The organism is Cohnella luojiensis, assembly GCF_004564235.1.
GTDB classification, from domain to species: Bacteria; Bacillota; Bacilli; order Paenibacillales; family Paenibacillaceae; genus Cohnella; species Cohnella luojiensis.
Map to the genome: position 1 here is coordinate 1 of NZ_SOMN01000057.1, position 18939 is coordinate 18939.

General features: G+C 45.9%; 22 protein-coding genes and 1 pseudogene. 19 read left to right on the forward strand and 4 right to left on the reverse strand.

Annotated elements, in window-relative coordinates; translation table 11 throughout:
* Window positions 1–38 precede the first annotated feature (38 nt).
* Together E2980_RS22975 and E2980_RS22980 are read left to right on the forward strand one after the other, a co-directional pair.
* Window positions 39–356 carry a thioredoxin domain-containing protein gene (locus tag E2980_RS22975; RefSeq protein WP_167747232.1) on the forward strand — a complete coding sequence of 106 codons (318 nt, stop codon included), beginning with the start codon at window positions 39–41 and terminating at the stop codon, window positions 354–356.
* A gap of 14 nt (window positions 357–370) precedes the next feature.
* On the forward strand, window positions 371–1447 hold the full coding sequence (locus tag E2980_RS22980) for an FAD-dependent oxidoreductase (RefSeq protein WP_167747233.1): 1077 nt from the start codon (window positions 371–373) through the stop codon (window positions 1445–1447).
* Between the two features lie 76 nt (window positions 1448–1523).
* Here the strand turns inward: E2980_RS22980 and E2980_RS22985 are convergent, their stop codons facing one another.
* A complete protein-coding gene (locus tag E2980_RS22985; protein WP_135154558.1) occupies window positions 1524–1868 on the reverse strand; it encodes a hypothetical protein in 345 nt (114 codons plus the stop codon).
* A gap of 256 nt (window positions 1869–2124) precedes the next feature.
* Here E2980_RS22985 and E2980_RS22990 point away from each other — a divergent pair, with 256 nt between their 5' ends.
* Window positions 2125–2670, forward strand: a complete 546-nt coding sequence (locus E2980_RS22990) for a hypothetical protein (RefSeq protein WP_135154559.1) — start codon at window positions 2125–2127, stop codon at window positions 2668–2670.
* A gap of 206 nt (window positions 2671–2876) precedes the next feature.
* A complete protein-coding gene (locus tag E2980_RS22995; protein WP_135154560.1) occupies window positions 2877–3305 on the forward strand; it encodes a DUF1259 domain-containing protein in 429 nt (142 codons plus the stop codon).
* 251 nt (window positions 3306–3556) lie between these two features.
* On the opposite strand, the gene E2980_RS25035 is transcribed toward E2980_RS22995, so the two are convergent.
* Both E2980_RS25035 and E2980_RS25040 read right to left on the reverse strand, forming a co-directional pair.
* The gene (locus tag E2980_RS25035; RefSeq protein ID WP_338080750.1) at window positions 3557–4465 is read right to left on the reverse strand and encodes a prenyltransferase/squalene oxidase repeat-containing protein; all 909 of its coding nucleotides are present in this window, start codon (window positions 4463–4465) and stop codon (window positions 3557–3559) included.
* Window positions 4353–5453 carry a hypothetical protein gene (locus E2980_RS25040; RefSeq protein ID WP_338080749.1) on the reverse strand — a complete coding sequence of 367 codons (1101 nt, stop codon included), beginning with the start codon at window positions 5451–5453 and terminating at the stop codon, window positions 4353–4355. Before E2980_RS25040 ends, E2980_RS25035 begins: the two co-directional genes overlap by 113 nt.
* 224 nt (window positions 5454–5677) lie before the next feature.
* On the opposite strand from E2980_RS25040, the gene E2980_RS23005 reads away from it, so the two are divergent.
* From E2980_RS23005 to E2980_RS23055, 12 genes and pseudogenes are all read left to right on the forward strand, one after another.
* The gene (locus E2980_RS23005) at window positions 5678–6073 is read left to right on the forward strand and encodes a hypothetical protein (RefSeq protein WP_135154561.1); all 396 of its coding nucleotides are present in this window, start codon (window positions 5678–5680) and stop codon (window positions 6071–6073) included.
* A 40-nt stretch (window positions 6074–6113) separates the two neighbouring features.
* A complete protein-coding gene (locus E2980_RS23010) occupies window positions 6114–6716 on the forward strand; it encodes a gluconate 2-dehydrogenase subunit 3 family protein (RefSeq protein ID WP_135154562.1) in 603 nt (200 codons plus the stop codon).
* Window positions 6706–8292: a GMC family oxidoreductase gene (locus E2980_RS23015; protein WP_135154563.1), complete on the forward strand. Its 1587-nt coding sequence runs from the start codon at window positions 6706–6708 to the stop codon at window positions 8290–8292. Before E2980_RS23010 ends, E2980_RS23015 begins: the two co-directional genes overlap by 11 nt.
* Window positions 8293–8370: 78 nt before the next feature.
* Entirely contained in the window at window positions 8371–9237 is an 867-nt protein-coding gene (locus E2980_RS23020) for an alpha/beta fold hydrolase (RefSeq protein WP_135154564.1), read from the forward strand.
* 81 nt (window positions 9238–9318) lie between these two features.
* Window positions 9319–9906 carry a TetR/AcrR family transcriptional regulator gene (locus tag E2980_RS23025; RefSeq protein WP_135154565.1) on the forward strand — a complete coding sequence of 196 codons (588 nt, stop codon included), beginning with the start codon at window positions 9319–9321 and terminating at the stop codon, window positions 9904–9906.
* Between the two features lie 99 nt (window positions 9907–10005).
* Window positions 10006–10434 carry an organic hydroperoxide resistance protein gene (locus E2980_RS23030; RefSeq protein ID WP_135154566.1) on the forward strand — a complete coding sequence of 143 codons (429 nt, stop codon included), beginning with the start codon at window positions 10006–10008 and terminating at the stop codon, window positions 10432–10434.
* A gap of 197 nt (window positions 10435–10631) precedes the next feature.
* A pseudogene (locus E2980_RS23035) lies at window positions 10632–11134 on the forward strand (SDR family oxidoreductase).
* Window positions 11135–11181: 47 nt separating this feature from the next.
* Window positions 11182–11667, forward strand: a complete 486-nt coding sequence (locus E2980_RS23040; protein ID WP_135154567.1) for a MarR family winged helix-turn-helix transcriptional regulator — start codon at window positions 11182–11184, stop codon at window positions 11665–11667.
* Between the two features lie 61 nt (window positions 11668–11728).
* Complete coding sequence (locus E2980_RS23045; RefSeq protein WP_135154568.1) at window positions 11729–12784, forward strand: LLM class flavin-dependent oxidoreductase; 1056 nt, start codon at window positions 11729–11731, stop codon at window positions 12782–12784.
* A gap of 263 nt (window positions 12785–13047) precedes the next feature.
* The gene (locus E2980_RS23050; RefSeq protein WP_135154569.1) at window positions 13048–13611 is read left to right on the forward strand and encodes an NADPH-dependent FMN reductase; all 564 of its coding nucleotides are present in this window, start codon (window positions 13048–13050) and stop codon (window positions 13609–13611) included.
* A 49-nt stretch (window positions 13612–13660) separates the two neighbouring features.
* A complete protein-coding gene (locus tag E2980_RS24870) occupies window positions 13661–13906 on the forward strand; it encodes a P-loop NTPase family protein (RefSeq protein ID WP_240703164.1) in 246 nt (81 codons plus the stop codon).
* Between the two features lie 3 nt (window positions 13907–13909).
* Entirely contained in the window at window positions 13910–15916 is a 2007-nt protein-coding gene (locus tag E2980_RS23055) for an ATP-binding cassette domain-containing protein (protein ID WP_240703166.1), read from the forward strand.
* Between the two features lie 58 nt (window positions 15917–15974).
* Here the strand turns inward: E2980_RS23055 and E2980_RS23060 are convergent, their stop codons facing one another.
* The gene (locus E2980_RS23060) at window positions 15975–16391 is read right to left on the reverse strand and encodes a hypothetical protein (protein ID WP_135154570.1); all 417 of its coding nucleotides are present in this window, start codon (window positions 16389–16391) and stop codon (window positions 15975–15977) included.
* A 324-nt stretch (window positions 16392–16715) separates the two neighbouring features.
* On the opposite strand from E2980_RS23060, the gene E2980_RS23065 reads away from it, so the two are divergent.
* From E2980_RS23065 to E2980_RS23075, 3 genes are all read left to right on the forward strand, one after another.
* Window positions 16716–17639 carry a CapA family protein gene (locus tag E2980_RS23065; protein WP_240703165.1) on the forward strand — a complete coding sequence of 308 codons (924 nt, stop codon included), beginning with the start codon at window positions 16716–16718 and terminating at the stop codon, window positions 17637–17639.
* A gap of 161 nt (window positions 17640–17800) precedes the next feature.
* Window positions 17801–18460 (forward strand): hypothetical protein, encoded by a 660-nt coding sequence (locus E2980_RS23070; protein WP_135154572.1) that lies wholly within the window; start codon window positions 17801–17803, stop codon window positions 18458–18460.
* Window positions 18461–18543: 83 nt separating this feature from the next.
* A complete protein-coding gene (locus E2980_RS23075) occupies window positions 18544–18750 on the forward strand; it encodes a DUF1657 domain-containing protein (RefSeq protein ID WP_135154573.1) in 207 nt (68 codons plus the stop codon).
* The last annotated feature ends 189 nt before the right edge of the window (window positions 18751–18939 follow it).

Here is an 18939-nt window from a genome sequence, read left to right on the forward strand (position 1 = left end):
CAATTTGTTCTCCTTAATAAACGCTCGGAGTTGCTGCTTTGTCCATAATCCCATGTGTTCTCCCCAACCTCTCGTATACTTCCATTTTAATGGGTTTAGGAGTTTACACAATCTATTTTACAGACTCGATAGATGTCACCCACGTCCAGTCCCGCTTCGATGAGATGCTCCGTCTCGGCGGGTTTGCCACACCATTCATGATTATAGACGGGAAGATCATTTCTTATTTTGAACCTGAAAAAATGGATCGTATATTGGAGGTTATTGGGGATGTTTCCCATGTCATTCATCCATATCCAACTCACGGAGCCGCGGTTCAGCGTGCCGCGGACCAATATTTTTCAGATAGCGGGTGACCATCATCAGGAACGTGATTCTTGTCGGCGGCGGACATGCACATCTTTACGTTTTGAAGCAATTGCAGCTTGGCGGATGGCCGGATACGCGAGTCACGTTGATTTCGCTCGACCGATACCAATATTATTCAAGCATGTTTTCCAGTTATGTTGAAGGCCGCTATGGGTTGGAAGACATCCGTATCGATTTGCCGCGGTTATGTGATGCGGTGAAAATAGACTTCTTGAACGATTCCGTGGAAACGGTGGATCCGGAACGGCAGGAGATCGTCACTTCAAATGGAGTTCGAATGAATTATGATTTGATATCGTTTAATATCGGTTCCCGGATCGCCAACACGAGCATTTCTGGAGTAGAAGAGTATGCCGCGTTGATCAAACCCAATTACTTGATCTCCGCACTGAAGAATTCATCTCTAAAGAAGGAGCGCCTGGTCGTTGTGGGCGGAGGAGCTTCAGGAATCGAAATGAGCTTAAGCCTACAGACCAACCGTAAAGGATTAGGTTTAAAAGATCCCGTCACTTTGATTAGTAAGGGGCCATTATTAGAACATGCAGGGAGACGTGTGACTCGGCAGATTACGGGGATTGTCCAAAATAAGGGTATTCATCTCATACAAAACGATCCTGTCATTTCTGTACACAGGAACCGGGTTGATCTTCAATCGGGTCATACCGTAGCATATGATGAATTGTTATGGCTGACAGGACCAGCAGCGCCATCGATATTTCGAAAAAGCCGTCTGTCGACAGATGCCCAGGGTTATTTATTGGTTAATGACAATCTCCAATCTGTGGTATACGAGAATATGTTCGGAGTTGGGGATTGTGTTAGCTTGCAGACCTATCCTTTTCTTCACAAGGCAGGAGTTTATGCCGTCCGTGAAGCACCAATACTCTGGTCTAATATGGAACGATTTTTGTCAGGGGGAAAATTAAATAAGTACCGCCCCCAATCGAAATACTTGTCGATTCTGTCAACCGGAGAAGGTGAAGCCTTGCTGCTATATCGGGGTATTTCCATTCACGGTAAATGGTGTTGGCGTTTGAAGCAGTATATCGATTCATCGTTTATCCGGAAATATCAATAATATATTTCGTCACGAAATAGAAATATCGGAACCTGAAAGAAAACAGGTTCCGCTAATTGGCATTAACATTAAACGATTAAAAGAAGAACGGAAATCCAAATCCAAACGGGAAAAAAAACAGAGATGCGATCAGGGCTAGCGAAATCGCAGCGGCCGCTGCTCCCCCGCCAAAGCCGAAAAACGGGGTAAACGCAGATATTTTTGCTTTGTTTTTAAGTTTTGTCCGGATTTGGGCTTTTGCCCGTATTGCACTGGTTGATACAGTTCCAGGACCTTTGACGCCTCCGCTGAGAAACAGTTGTCCTTCCCGGCAATCAGTGATTGTACCATATAAATGTGTTCCATCGTGCAATACAGCACAGACCTGTTTACCAATGTATGAGTGAATCGCAGCTTCAGATATGGGGCTAATCGGTTGCAAAAGGTTCCACCCCCCTCAATATGATGTTGAAGCGTTAATAATGATTCATACCAATGTATGACAGGGGGAACCCGTTGGATTGGATGGTTGAACCGGCCCAGTTTGTTATAAGGCAGTAGCCCAATCAGGAAATCCGTATCATCCATATGGAGGGTATTATCCTCCTCTAACCTATTACCCGACATACCCCGGTTTTGTACATGGTCATCCACAGGTTGCGAATCTTTACTATCCACAAAGACAGAGTCAATTTCGGATGGATTTGAACGGGGTTAGACCGATCCAGCAGGAAGTGGAGCAAACTTTGGCTGAATGGTCGGGAAAACCTTTGGAGGGCGCACGTCTTATGATCCAAAAGTACGGACTTCCGGATGGAGCAACCCGCGATATGCTGGTCTGGTATAATAACGGTCCGTGGAAGCGTACGATTGTCTATCGCCATCCAGTGCCCCACAATTTTCCGATGCCTCATCCGGATTTTTTGGAACAAACGATCAACTATGCCGTACCGCCCGAGCGATTTGACGATATTGCCAAATTTGACGGAAGCGTGATCATGGACCGGACCAAAGGTGAAGTCTCCGCCCGATGCCATGAGGAAGCGATGAATTATCTTACCTTGAATCTAGTCAATGACATCGTAACCAGTAAACGAAGTGTAGAGGATGCCAGAAAATTTTATGCGGAAACGGCTATGAAACATAGTATTCATTATCAGCCGACTCCCTACACAACCGGGTTGTTATTCCCGATACCGCAGAATACGGCAGATCCTGATGTTGTTGTCGTGAAACCAAGGTAACAAAATAAGCTATGCATGCAGAAAAGCTCGCAATCCCGACAAGGGGAGAGCGAGCTTTTCTCATGAGTGTCGATTATGCTTCTTCGGTTACTCAGGTAACTTTTTAATTAAAAAAATAGATAGATTTTCAATGCGATATGTCTCTATCAAAACAAACACCTCTATCATAATCTATTATCAATTACAATTGATGGAGGGATAAACTCATGGCATTAAGCCCACTTTGTCGACAATTTGCTTCCATTCTTAGAGCCCAACCAATGGTTATTAATGGGGTTTGCACAGCTTCTTCGGTGAGAAACAATATTCGTCCGCGTATATTAGGCAAAAGATCAAGATCTTTTCTGACCATTCCCCAGGCATTTTCTTTCGAAAGTATCGGTCGTGACGGAAGGGCGTTATGTTTGGGAGAAACTGTTATTCTAACTTCGGAAATCAATCGTTTTATTTCGCGGCTGCGCAGGCATGGTATTCTAGTGACGGCTCTGCACAATCACTGGTTATTTACGAATCCAAATCTCTGGTATATTCATTTTGAAAAAAATGCCCGGCCATTGGATTTTGCACGGGATACACGGGATGCATTGGATTTGCTGACTACAAGGGTCGTACGGCCACTGGTTGTTAAAAAATAAGTAACAGATCATAACATTTAACGAATGAAAAAATCCCGAATCACAGCGATCCCGGGATTTTTCTTAACGCGCGATTATGCTTTCTTTGCAACCAACTTAAACATTACGCCGGTAATCAATCCATAAAGAAGATGGATGGCCAGACTCATTAACATAGCAGACGCCCCTCCGCCAGTTATCATTCACAGAGATCAAGGATCAGCACAGAACCGGTAAAATCCGCATGAACCATTTAAATAATTTGTTCGATTTTACAGGTTATTTATGATTGTTTCGTATTTGCTCTTATAGTGGCTCAAAGCAAGCAAAGGCCAAATGTAGGGGTAGCTATGGTATCGAATATAAAAGTAGCCAGGCAAACCGGCTCCCGTCGGATAGATTTCTTGATCCGCCTTGTCCATGGTGTTTAGCAGGTATTGAACACTTTTTTCTATGGCTGAATTCGGTTTTGGATAATAGGCTACCAGTGCGTCGAGAGCCCACGCCGTTTGAGAAAGCGTGGACTGACGCAATGGGATATACCGTTTCTCCTGATCGCTTGTGCAAGATTCTACCCAACCTCCATCCGGATTTTGAATACTAAGCAGCCACTCCACTCCACGTTGTATGCTGGGATGCTCCGGGTTTTCTCCAACAGCAAGCATACCGGTCAACGCAGCCCATGTCCCGTAAATATAACAGATCCCCCAGCGGCCATACCAGGAACCGTCCGTTTCCTGGTTCTTCTGTAACCAACGGACAGCGCGACGAATAAAAAGGTGACGGGCGGTCAATCCGGCGTCTCTACCAAGAAACTCCAGCGTTCTACCAGTCAAATCAGCTGTTGACGGATCGATGGCCGCCGCGTCTGCTCCGTTAAATGGGAGCATGGTCAATAAAGAATTATCGATATTCTTCTCGAATGCGGGCCACCCGCCGTCGTCGTTTTGCATGGACAATACCCATTGAAGTCCTTTGTTAAACGCTTCTTGGTATTCCACTCTGCGAGTACCCAAATTGCGGATCGCTCGTAGTGCGGCGGTCGTATCGTCGATATCCGGATTAATGTTATTGATATCGGAGAAGCCCCATCCTCCGGGAAAGGGATTCTTGATACGGCGACTCCAGTCGCCTAACCGGGTTTGCTGTTTGGTGAGCAGATAACGGCCTGCGGATTGAATCGTGGTATAGTCCGAGGGCAGGCCTGCTTGTTGAAGGGGCGTGACTGATCAATGCCGTATCCCAAACGGTTGATGTCGAGTTTTGTACATGGATGGAGCCATCCGTGTGACAAAGGAGCGATTTTAAGCCGCGGATAGCATGTATGATGATAGGATGACGTTTGTCGTAATCGAGAGAGAGAAGTGCAAGTATCATAAGAAATGTAGCGCTGGCATAACTGTACAAGGTTCCGTCGGGTTCAATTCGATTTAACATGTATTGTTCCATTTTGTTTATGGATTGTTGATGAATGTGTTTTGGTAGAGCAGCGAGTTTTTGCAAAAATCGATCCATTTCGTTACATATTGCGTCAGAACGTGTCGAACTTGTAAAATGTGCTTCAGGAAAAACGCCGCGGACGAACAAGTCGGATAAATTTGGTGTTCTTTCATTCCGCATCACAGACTTTTTATCTGCGAGAAGCATAACGGGAGCAAGGTGAACCCGGGCATAACCGGAAAAATCGTAGAAATCGATCGGAGCTGCGGAAGGAAGCAAGATGAGTTCGATGGGGAGCGGAAGGAAAGAAGGCCAAGGATATTGCCCGGTGCATGCGAGAATGATCTTGGTCATGAGATTGTCGACGTTCCGGATTCCGCCATTGGAAAGGATAAATTGTTTGGCTTGTTGAATATTGAAGTCCGTTGGTTTACTGTATCCGGAATAGAGAAGAGCAATTAAAGCTTCCGTCGTCGCGGATAAATTCCCTTGCGTCTCGTCCGGATACACCTTCCAAGCACCATTCTTTTCCTGCTTCGACATAATTCGGTGATGAAGTGCACGTATCCACTCCTCATCAGTGATTTGCAAGGTACGCAAAATGATGATCATATAGGCATCTGTCATTACACCGCTCTCAAAACAAAACCTCCATGAACCGTCTTGCGACTGCTTCATAACGAGGCGCTGAATCATTCGTTGAATGGCTTGATTAACATGAATGAGCATGATACTAAGTACTCCTCCATTTTACATCTTAGGCTAATGTAGTGTATGACTCTTGGAGATCCAATGTGTAAAGTCGACAATTTACTTCCATTATTAGAGCCCAATCAATGATCCAGTTTGCCGAACTCTTTAGAGTTTGTTCCGTTCATCCTGCTGCCACCAAATTTGGATAGATTTTCTGGCTGTGGTACAACATAACGGAAAACGTGAAATGAGGAAGATACATGTATTGGGACGCTTGGCCCATTGAACGAATATTGATTCTGTTTGTCAGCCTGGCTTTCATGATGATCGGGATTCAGGTAACAATGTTTCATTACAGGCAAAACTTTCACCATAAATCCATGTGGCTCCCCGTTATTTCCGCACCGATTTTCTTTATGATCGGTTTGGTTCTTACATTCTACAACGTGATGTGGCTGAACGGTTTGTTTCAAGTCATGATGTGGTTCGGGGTGATTTCGGGATTAATCGGATTTTATTTTCATGTCCGGGGGGTCGGTGTTCGGGTAGGGGGATGGGCGCTCCGTAACTTCCTGATTGGACCGCCGGTTACGCTTCCTATGATGTATACGGCGATAAGCGTATTGGGGCTTATTGCAGTGTATTGGGAAGCTTGATGTTAATGAACAGCATAGTGAAAGAAAGGCGGAAGTACACATGAGCGGAATAACGCGGTATCCATCCTTTAACGTCTTGGATGAAAAAGATGCCTGGGATGATCATACGCAGCAAATTGTAACTTCGAGAAATCAATCGATAGACAAGTATCAGTTTCTAAGTGAACGTGAGGCTGAGATATTGCGCTCTATATGTAGTTTGTTAGTTGACGATTCTTCACCAGATGCACTTGCGTTCGTTATCTCCCATATCGATAAAACCTTGTATTCGTCACCTGGCGAAGGGCAAAGAAAAGTCGGAGTTCCGGCCGCATCGGAATTGATTCGGCAAGGGCTGAAGGCGATGGAGCAGTCTTCGCAACACATGTATTCCATATCTTTTGCAGAATTAGAGACAGTAAAACAAAAGAATATGCTCAAAGACATCAGCGAAGTTAAGGCGGAACCTTCGGCAATATGGAATAGAGTACCTCAGAAGGCGCTGTTTGAAAAACTAATGCGGTTGACCGTCGAATCGTATTGCTCCCATCCGCAGGTTTGGTCGGACATCGGTTATGCAGGTCCGGCTTATCCGCGAGGATATGTGCGTACGCAGTTGGGACAACTAGATCCATGGGAGGCAAAAACGGAAAATGAAGCGTAAATATGCGAATGAAGAAGTGGATGCTGTCATTGTTGGCGCCGGAGCAGCAGGAGGGGTATTAGCCAAAGAATTGAGCGAAGCCGGACTCTCTGTGGTTGTTTTGGATGCCGGCCCCCTCCGGGACCCGCAGAAGGATTTTGCCAGTGATGAGTTGTCTATGAAATCACTTGGTTGGCAGGATACACGAATTGTGGACGGAACCGATCCACTCACGATGGGACATAATAATTCGGGGCGGGGTGTCGGTGGCGGCACTGTTCATTTTACAGCGGTGTTTCTGCGTTTCCAGGATGTGGATTTTCAGGGGAAGACAATCGACGGGATTGGTGAAGATTGGCCTATAAGCTATGAAGATCTCGAGCCTTATTACACCAGAACGGAAAAAGATATTGCCGTTTCCGGGCCTAAGCATTTTCCCTGGGGGCATTATAATGGCCCTTATCCTTACCCTGAGAGGGAACCGCTGAGTCCGAACGCCTATATGTTCATGAACGGCTGTGACAAGCTGGGAATTCGTTCGTCCGTTGCGCCTTTAGCCATATTATCCGCTCCATTTGAAGGTCGTCCCCCTTGCATTAACCGTGGATTTTGCAATCAAGGCTGCATGCCGGATTCGAAATTCAGCACGTTGATCGTTCACATCCCGAAAGCGATCAAGGCAGGAGCCGAGGTTTTGCCAGACTGTATGGTAACGCAGGTATTGATGGGCAAAGACGGATTGGCCAAAGGAGTGACATTCGTTCATAACGGTAAACCGTACGAGCAAAAGGCAAAAATGGTCATTATCAGCGCATTTGTAGTAGAGACTCCCAGGCTGCTGCTCAATTCAGCAAACGAGCAGTTTCCGGACGGTCTTGCAAACAGCAGCGGAATGGTCGGAAAATCCATAATGGTGCATAGCAGTAATGACGTGTATGCCAAGTTCGATGATGAAATCCGTTTATACAAAGGCACGCCGGTACTCGCGACAACATTGGATTTTTACCGAACAGACCCGAAACGCGATTTTGTTCGCGGCTATACGCTTCATTCCCATGGTGCAAGACCGGTTGAATTCGCCAATGGTGTTTCCAAAGCGCAGGGCGGCCCAATATGGGGAGAGCGATTTAGACAAGCGCTCTTGGATTACAATCATTACGGCAGGGTCACGTTGGTCGGTGAAGTAATGCCGAATATGAATAATCGCGTTACTTTGGCGGATGAGAAAGATGAGTACGGTTTGCCACGGGCTAAAGTGACTTTCAGTTACGGCGAGAATGATCGGAAGCTGATAAAGCACGCAGAGCGTACGATGAGCTCCATCTTGGAAGCGGAGGGGGGGAAAGTGGAGTTCGTCGTTCCGGATACGGCACATATGGCGGGAGGCTGCCGAATGGGGAACAACCCTGCCGATTCCGTCGTTAATTCGTACGGACAAAGCCACGACATTCCCAATTTGTATGTGTGCGATGCGAGTATCTTCGTCACCTCCGGCGCGGGGAATCCGACCAATACCGTCATGTCGCTTGCCTTGCGCACGGCGGAATATATAGTAGAAAAAATGAAGAAACGGGAATTGCAAACAAGCCGAGGTTGATCGGCATGTTTGTACATATTCGTAATGATGTAATAAGCGAAGTGAAAATACTTGAACTAGAAGGATGGGAAAAACACAATGAACACGAACTTTCAAGAGCATCGAATCGACCGCGGACAGGGCAGCATCTATGTCCGAGATTACTCGGGTACCGGACCTGCCTATGTGCTAATGCACGGCTTTCCCGACAATTTGCATATTTACGATGATTTGGTTCCCCACCTGGTTGCAGGAGGCAGAAGAGTCGTCGTATTCGATTTCCTTGGTTTTGGCGCTTCCGATAAACCGGCTGGCGCAAGATATAGCTTCGAGCAGCAATTGGGGGATCTCCATGCGGTAGTCGAAAGCTTGGGACTCGGTAAAATCGTTCCGGTAGGACACGATTCATCCGGTCCCGCGGCGGTCAACTATGCGATCGAGCATCCGGAGCATGTCGATTCCATCTGCCTTCTCAATGCCTTCTATGCGGAATCACCAACGGCAAAATATCCGGAGTTGATCGAACTTTTCGCGACCACGAATTTGAAGGCACTTACGCAAGCCATTCTGCGTAGCCCGGAACAATTCGCTTGGGTGCTTAATTTTCAGCGGAGCAAATTCCAAGAGCATCTGACGGAAGACCAAAAGGCATATTATTCGAAATTCCTCGGTCCGATTATCGACGGCAATTTTAGAAATCAGCCGAGCTCCGGTCCGGCGTTTGCGCAAATGACGTCGCAGTTGTTCGAAGAACTCGCCAAAAATACGAAGCGCATTAACAAGATGTGGGCGCTTGATATCCCGGTCAAACTGATCTGGGGCGAAACCGACCCTTATCTCAACTACGGCATTGCGAAGCATCTCCAATCGCTCTTGAAACGTCCTTCCTTGCACGTTCTACCAGCCGGTCATTGGTTACAAATCGATATTCCGGAACAAGTCGCTGCGGTTATGTTAGGATTATAAAGAACGATCGTTCAAAAATAATTCTTGACCGACCGTTCTTTATATAGTAAATTTACTTTGAAAGGAGAGTGGCGCAATGAGATGGCCAGGACAAAGGAATTCGATGAAAATGCAGTTCTGCTAAAAGCCATGAGGTTATTCTGGGAACAAGGCTATGAGAAGACATCCATGCAGGAACTGGTCTCCCATATGGGGATTCATAAAGGGAGCCTGTATGATACCTTTGGCGATAAGCAATCCTTGTATGTCAAAGCATTGAAACGCTATATTGAAATGTTTGAGCAATCGGTTAGGCTTCCGGTTAAACGACGTATGGCTGATACCCGTTCTGCCAAGGAAGCAATCCGAATGATGCTTGAAATAGCAGTCCAACAGAAAGAGGAGTTTCCTGATGGCTGCTTCATGGTAAATACCGCGGTTGAGTTGGCAAAACATGATTCAATATGCAGAGATTTGGTTAAACTGGGCTGGGCCACTGTAGAACAGTTGATATACGACATTATTGTGGAAGGCCAACAATCGGGAGAAATTTCCAAGGCGCTCAACGCGGAATGGCTGTCTCATTATTTTAATAATGCAATAATAGGACTTCGCGTTATGGTTAAGACTATAACGGACAGGGAAAAATTTCGACAAATTATTGACATGAATATGTCTGTATTGGAATAAAAGGTGTGGAACAACAAAGTAAAACTTGATGTTCATGGCGAGCAAAGGTGCGGTCACCAGTATGGCTAATAATCCAATATTAAAAGGAGAGTTACGAAAATGATTAAAATGGAAAAGAAATTGTACACGGCTACCGTAAACGTTCAAGGCGGAAGGGAAGGCAAAGCTGTTTCCAGCGATGGCAATCTTAACATGGACTTGAGATATCCAAAGGAATTAGGGGGTCCCGGAACTGGAACCAATCCGGAGCAACTGTTCGCTGCAGGATTTGCCGCATGCTTCGAAGGTGCGATGGGTACTATTCTTAGAAAAAAGAATATTAAAACGGACGGTATAACAATAACTTCTAATGTAACGCTCGGCAAGGATGCGAGCGACGGATATGTACTAGCAATGAATATGGACATCACTATAAGCGGCGTAGAAACCAACGTGGCTAAGCAAATAGTCGAGGAAGCCCATCTGGTTTGCCCTTATGCCAAAGCAACCCGTGGCAATATCGAAGTAGTAACGAACGTTATTGGTTAATCAGCACCTAGTTGATCATTCTTTCTTATTTTTGAACGATTGATCAAATTTTGTAAATGAACAAGGCAAAAACCCCGCTTTCGTGAAGGCGGGGTTTTTACATGTTGACAAATCAATACACTATTATTATATTATTTACTATTAGATTAAATATTATTATGGTATATATTCTGATATTTAATAGAGGAGGAATTGACATGGATCGATTAAAAAGAAAAGTTGCAGTAATTACAGGAGGAGCCCGTGGAATGGGAGCTTCTCATGTACGTAGATTTGCAGCGGAAGGTGCAAAAGTAGTTTTTACCGATATCCTCGAAAAAGAGGGAGAAGAATTAGCAAAAGAACTTTGAAAAAAGCTGGCGGAGGATCTATCATTAACATTTCTTCTCTTGCAGGCATTATGGGGGTACCCCAGAAGATAGCATATGTTGCGTCAAAATTCGCTGTGAGAGGCATGACAAAAGCAGCCGCGGCAGAACTCGGCGTGGATGGCATCCGTGTGAACTCTGTCCATCCGGGATTCATTAAAACACCAATGGCAGCACCTTTCAATATTGATGCTATGCAGGATTCTATCCCGCTTAAAAGAATTGGAGAACCAGAAGAAGTTACCAATATAGTTATATTTCTTGCATCCGATGAGTCCAGTTACTCGACTGGAGCTGAATATATCATAGATGGTGGATTTTTTGCCCAGTAAAAGATGTTTAGTGAATCTAATTGAGTTCGCACTAAGGGGGCTTAAAAATGACTGGACGCGATGCTGAGGGTAAGGCTCTTGATTTAAGACTGATACGCGTAATGAGAAATATGGTGAAAGTACTGTATGAGAACTTAGAACGTGACATTAACAGCTATGGTCTCAGTTTAGAAACCTTTCTAATTCTCGAGTTTCTTTACAATAAAGGTCCGCATCCCATCCAGAAAATTAGCGATGCTTTCTCGATTCCTAGCGGGAGTATCACCCATGTTGTAGATAAGCTGGAGAAGAAGGGATTCGTTAAACGGCTTCCCATCCCGGGTGATCGACGCAAAACGAATTTGACTTTAACGGGCGAAGGACGAAGCTACTTTGATCATATCTTCCCTAAGCATGTTCAGACGATCTCCGATAACTTGTCCTTTGCAACAGATGAGGAGAAGCTTGAACTTATTGTTCTGCTTAAGAAAATTGGATATGGAATAAGGAATCGTGAAGGCAATGCCAAAAATAATGAGTCGGATTCTTTCTGAACGATGGATTTTACTCTAATAAAGCGATCGAATATAATTTTAAAGCCAGGGGGATTTGAAAATGGAAATCGGTGTAGATACGTTTGTCGAAACGACTCCGGATGTTAAAACGGGCAAGACGATAAGTCATGCGGAGCGGTTGCGTGAGGTTGTTGAAGAAATCGTCCTTGCCGATCAGGTTGGGTTGGATATATTTGGGGTCGGTGAACATCATCGCAAAGAATTTGGTGATTCCGCTACTGTCGTTGTGCTGGCTGCAGCGGCGTCCATGACCAAAAGGATACGCTTAACCAGTTCGGTTACCGTGCTCTCTGCAGTTGATCCAGTACGTTTGTTTCAGCAATTTGCCACGCTCGATGGTATTTCAAATGGTCGTGCTGAGATTATCGCGGGTCGAGGCTCTATGGTCGATGCGTTTCCACTATTTGGATATGATTTAAAAGACTATGATGAGCTTTACGCGGAAAAATTGGAACTATTATTAAAGTTAAGGGACTCGGAGAAGATATCCTGGAAAGGAAAGCATCGACCTGCCCTTACGAATCAGGGGGTGTATCCGCGGCCGGTTCAGGACCAATTACCCGTATGGCTTGGCAGTGGGGGTAATGCGCAATCGGTAATACGAGCAGGTGAACTCGGACTGCCTCTTGTTTTGGCAATCATTGGCGGGAGCCCCTTGCAATTTGCTCCGCTCATTCCGCTTTATAAGAAGGCTGCTACTCGTGCAGGACATGATGCATCGAAATTACCGATAGCCGTACACTCACTCGGGTTCGTTGCGGAGAGTACCTCGATTGCGGTCGACAAGTATTTCCCTCCCACGCAGGCAGCGTTTAATTCAATAAGTAAAGAGCGTGGTTGGGGACAATTTAGCCGTTCACAATTCGATGCCGCATGCAGCCCAGAAGGCGCATTCTACGTAGGCGATCCCGAAACGGTGGCCAACAAAATTATTTATATGCAAAAACATTTAGGCTTCTCACGGTTTTTCCTGCATTTACCTGCTGGCACCATGCCACATGAGGATGTTATGAAATCCATTGAACTATTGGGTAAGGAAGTCGCCCCGCGAGTTCGGGAAGAGGTTTCAAAATGGGAAGCTGAGGAAAGAATGTAGATTCGTGCAGGTCGAGCCTTAGCCAAAACGGGCCGGGCAATAATATTATCCGAATGAAGTCCGCGTAAACCGCGGGCTTTATTATTTATCGAAGAAACGGAAGCGCAAGCTGATGCTCAAGCTCAAGCGCATCAACTTCACGAAATATGATAGAATACTTTTACCTACTTGGGATTTCGGTACAATAGAACACAACACACCGATGTAAATATTGTATGATTGGGTAGGGGAGAATAGCTTCTAAACGATTAGGAGGATTGCTGATGTTGAAAAAAATAGGGATTATAGTTGGTAGTTTAAGGGAAAATTCATTCAATCGAATGATAGCGAATACAATCCCTGAACTGGTAGATTCCGTAGAATATGAATACATATCTATCGCGAATCTTCCCTTGTATAACGCCGATTTGGATCATGGAGAAGGGCCGGAAACGGTCATGCGTTATCGCGAATCGATTCAAAGGACGGATGGCATTATCATCGTTAGCCCGGAGTATAACTCGGGAATACCGGGTGTACTGAAAAATGCACTGGACTGGTCTTCGACCCCAACCAAAACAGCTGTCCTCATTCGAAAGCCTGCAGGTTTGATAGGAGCAACGCCTGGCGCAAAAGGAACGATTTTGTCGCAGCAGCAAATCAGGCAAACGTTGGATGCCGCCTCGTCGTATGTCATGCCGTTTCAAAAAATGTATATTTCTCAAGTTTTGGATAAGGTTGATTCGGAAAGTCGCAAGCTTACCGATGAAACGACCCGCAAATATTTGCAGCGTTATGTGCTATCGTTTATGCAATGGATAGACCAGGTACAACGGCTGAATGAGTAGTGTTCTTTGTATAAAATAAGAAATGAACACGATCGGAAGGATATTACGCATGAGCGAATCGAATCAGGAGTTTATCGTCATCTCGGGCGCGAGGGAAAACAATCTCAAGAACGTATCCTTGCGCATACCCAAGCGGAAGATCACGATCTTCACCGGGGTATCCGGATCCGGTAAGTCATCGATCGTCTTCGATACGATCGCCGCAGAATCCACGCGATTGCTGAATGAGAACTTCAGCATGTTTGTACGCAGTTTCCTGCCCCGCGTTCCGCAGCCGGATGCGGACGCGATTTAGAACCTGAGCATGGCTGTTATCGTAGATCAGAGACGGCTGGGCGGCGGATCCCATTCCACCATGGGAACGATTACCGATATTTCTCCCATTCTCCGTCTTCTCTTCTCCCGGGCGGGACAGCCCTATGTTGGACCAGCTCACATGTTCTCGTTTAACGATCCGCAAGGCATGTGTCTCGAGTGCAACGGGATCGGTCGCAGTCTGTGCGTCGACATGAGCAAGGCAGTGGACATGTCCAGGTCGTTAAATGAAGGGGCAATTATGCTTCCGGACTATAAGGTGAACGGCTGGGAATGGAACATGGTCGTACAATCGGGGTCGTTCGATCTCGACAAGAAGCTGAGCGATTATTCGGAAGAAGAGCTGGAGCAACTACTGTACGCCAAGGCGAGGAAAGTGGAGATGGATTTCGCCGGGAAGGCAATGAATATTACAGTGGAAGGCATTATCGAGAAGTTCTCCAACAAGTACATCAAGCAGGATGTAAAGACGAAGTCCGAGCGCACGCAAAAAGCGGTTGCGCCGTACATTATCGATGGTCCCTGCTCCAGCTGCCGCGGCGCGAGACTCAGTCAGGCCGCGCTCGGCTGCAGGATCAATGGACTCAACATCGCGGAGATGTCCTCCATGGAGGTCGGACGGCTCATCCGCGTAGTTCGGGAGATTGACGATCCTGTCGTCGCGCCGGTCGTCAAGTCGCTGACGGAGCGACTGCAGCACCTGGTGGATATCGGTCTTGACTATTTGACGCTGGACCGCGAGACGGATACATTGTCCGGCGGCGAGTCGCAGCGCGTCAAGATGGTGAAGCACCTGAGCGGCAGTCTGGTGGATGTCACTTACATCTTCGATGAGCCCAGCGTCGGCTTGCACCCCCGTGATGTCCATCGGTTAAATGAATTGCTGCAGAAGCTGCGCGACAAAGGCAATACTGTCATTGTCGTCGAGCATGATCCCGACGTGATCAAGTTGGCGGATCATATCGTCGACGTCGGGCCTCACGCCGGCAGCCGCGGCGGTACCATCGTATACGAAGGAAGCTTCCAAGGCCTGCTGAAGTCAGGTACGCTGACAGGCAACTATATGAAGCGGCCGCTCAAACTGAAGCAAGATTGCAGGCAGCCATCCGGAAAGCTGTCCATCAGGGATGCCAAACTGCACAACCTGCGGAACGTGAGCGTAGATATTCCAACCGGAGTTCTAACAGTTGTTACGGGTGTCGCCGGCTCGGGCAAGAGTACGCTGATTAACGAAGTATTCCTCAGCCAGCATCCGGATGCGATCGTCATCGACCAATCGGCGGTAGGGGTGTCCACACGTTCGAATCCCGCCACCTACACGGGCATTATGGATGATGTGCGCAAGGCGTTTGCTTCCGCGAACAAGGTCAATCAAGGCTTGTTCAGCTTCTACTCCAAGGGGGCTTGCGAGAACTGCCAAGGGCAGGGCGTCGTGTCTATAGATCTTTCATTCCTAGACAGCGTGGAGCTGCCATGCGAAGTATGCGGAGGTAGACGGTTCAAGGAAGAGGTGCTCGAGTATAAGCTGAACGGCAAGTCGATCGCAGATGTGCTGGAGATGACCGTGGAGCAGGCATTGGAGTTTTTCGAGCTAAAAGAAATCGTGTGCAAGCTCCAGGCGATGAGTGACGTGGGGCTGAACTATATTACTCTCGGCCAGCCGCTCAGCACGCTCTCGGGCGGGGAATGCCAACGTATCAAGCTGGCAAGCGAGCTGCATAAGAAGGGCAGCATCTACGTATTGGACGAGCCGACGACCGGCCTGCATATGTCGGATATCGGTCACCTTCAGGGGATCATGAACCGCCTCGTGGATACCGGCAATACGGTGATCGTTATCGAGCATAACCTTGATATGATCAGCCAAGCGGATTGGATCATCGATATGGGACCGGACGGAGGCAGCAGGGGCGGCCAGGTGGTGTTCGAGGGTACACCTTCGCAGATCATTCATGCGGAGCAGTCGATCACAGGAAGATACTTGATGTAATGCATCGAATCCACTTTCGTAATGTATGGGACCGATTACCTAGGCTCTTAGTCTTTTTTTATTCAATTAAACGCAATTCACCATCTACTTGACCGTATACCCAATAAGTTTCCGTTTTTGGATTTTGAAATCGAATCTTGAAACCCTCATTGAACATTCTTAACTCATTTTCCGATCCAATTTGCTCAATTATGAGATTCCGTATTTTTGGACTTAGAAAAAAGTCACGCGTTTTTTCAAATATGGCTTCCCTTTCCTTGGGAGGGAAATCATCAGTATTTAATGAATACACAACAGTCAAATATACCTTATCAACTTTCTTTAGTTGTCCTTTTGAAATGGAATTTGTACTCTTTATCACATCATCAAAAAATGTTTTAACCTCGGGAATTTTTAGATTCGTATGAGGGGTACATGCAACCAGTAAAAGAAAGCAACATGCTAGCAGGTACCAAGAAACCACCTTAGTTTTCATGAAACGACCTCCGATCCAGTCCTCATGGTAGATTGATAGACACAGGAATCCTCACGATATTGCTTATTTACATAGCTTCGGATTACCATTCCGGAGATACCAACTATTGTTCGTTATTTTTTCCAAGAAGGCAGCTATCTTAATAAAATAAAACTGTTTTATTTATAATGTCAAGAATGTGTGTGTAGATCTAAAAGAACTAGGGTTAGAATGCAAAAGCTCAAGCCGATCCAGGCTTGGGCTTTTTTCATCTGGCCGTAACCGAGGGTGCCCAACTTACAAGCATTTCGCTTTTCTTTCGAATAAGGTGTAATTGTGAAAGGAGTGGGTAGATTGACGAAAATCACAATCGCTGCAGTCGGGGATTTGTTGATGAAAAAGAAGATGATCGCCTCGGCCGCACGGGAAGGCGGATTCGCCCCTATTTTTGCCAAAGTGAAACCCTATCTGCGTAAATCCGATTTAACGATTGGCAATCTGGAGACGACCTTCTCCGGCAACAATTTTCGCGGAAAGCCCGGAAAACTGTTGTTCAACTCCCCGGACAGATTCGCTGCTACGCTCCGGAACTTGGGCTTCGATGTATTAGGCACAGCCAATAACCATTGTATGGACGGGAAACTATCCGGTTTGAGGCGGACATTAAACGTCCTCGATCGACACGGTCTGCGACATACGGGCACGTATCGCTCCGCCCGGGAAGCCCGCCGGAAACTGATAGTTAACGTAAAGGGAATAAAAATCGGAATATTGGCTTATACGAAAGGAACGAACGGGATCCCAGTGCCGGAGCCGTGGTTAGTCAACCGGCTAAACCGGAAAAAAATAATAGCGGACGTGCGCAGCTTGAAGAGTAGAACGGATTTTATCATCGCTTGCCTACATTTCGGGAAAGAATTTCGAACTTATCCCGACCGCAACCAAATCCGGCTCATGCAGCTGTTGTTTAATAATGGTGTTAATGTAGTGCTGGGAGCGCATCCCCATGTGCTGCATCCGATAAGAATGTTTAAGGTAAAGGACATCGACGGACACATTAGAAATCGGGTAGCGGCGTCTTCTCTAGGAAATTTCGTATCCACCGAACTCCCCCGGCATACCGCTAGACTGCGAGGAACAATCTTGATGTTAACCTTAACGAAAAATGCAAAAGGGATAACGGATGTGTTGAAAATGTCACGTGTGCCAACCCGCATTTTGCAAAATATAGGGAAGAAAAACGTTTATCGGGTTGTGCCGGATCGATAGAACGGATATCGACAAAACCAACTTTTACTGTCCGCTATTAAAAGGTTTTATCAAAAAGCCACAGCGAGCGATGCTTCTGCCCTGTTCAGTGAATCAGAATAATTTTCCTCGTAGTGAATCATCCTAATCTGTAGATTTTCTATAGTTGGAGGATTCTTTGGATGAACATTATGAAGCTTCTGGTTAAATGCCTTTATATTGTCGAGACTTGTATATTGATGACATCAGTAGGTTGCACAAGCAACAATCCTGTTAAAGATCAGCCGCTTATTATGACACCGAACTGGTCTAATAATCAGGATATTCGAGAGGGTACTGAAAATTACGGTTTGCGAAACTTGGGATTAGATAACGATCATTTATCCAAGACGTTTACGTTTCATCCGGAGATAGCGGAAAGCATATTACCGCAGCATCCTGGAATCCAATCGGTTTATGTATTATTGACGGAAGTGAACTGTTATCTAGCTCTTGTCCCAAATGGGCGTAAACCCAATTCAAAAGCTTTGCAGGAGGAGATACTTAATCATCGCGTAGATAAAAAAGGCGGTGCCGGTTTTTTCGAGGAGCCTGGTATGATTAACCGGGTCGATTGGATTAGTCAAAGTGGGAATTCACCTACACGGATGCTCGAAGCGATCGGTCGGGATGTAGCAAAATATATACCTTCTAATGTCAAAAGGATCTACATTAGTGCAAATCCCAACTTTGTCCATTGCCTACGTTTTTATGCAAATGAAGAGAAGTTGCGTGGCAATTTAAATATATATTTGAATGAGATAAACATGATAGTGGAGAGGGTATTCCCGACACATGCATAAAGGATTAGGGTATCGGAACAATAATAGGGTGTTTTAAACCCTAGTGGCTTAGGTCCTGATTATCTAGAGGAGGAATTTGACTAATGACTATTAGTTCCGACTTGAAAACGGCTGTTGCTTCACTTAAAAGTGCCCAGGCTAGCTTTGAACAATTTGCTTTAGGGACTCAAAATCAACAGGCTAAGAATTTATACACGGATTTGGCTCAATCCACTCAACAACTTGTCGATCAGGCAAGCACACGAGTTCAGCAAATCGAAAATGAAGAGCCTCAGTACAAAGGATTCTAAAATGGAAAAAAACAAACGTGAAATGGATATCCATTCTGAGGGTCAAATCGAGAATAGTGATGTATAGTGCTACAAGATGTCAAGACAGTTTTTTTGATATAGTTAAGGTGTGAAATCATTCACAAGATCTGTATGGACCTTGGGTTAGAGAAGTGTTTAATCTCTGTTCGGATTGGTAGATCTATTAAA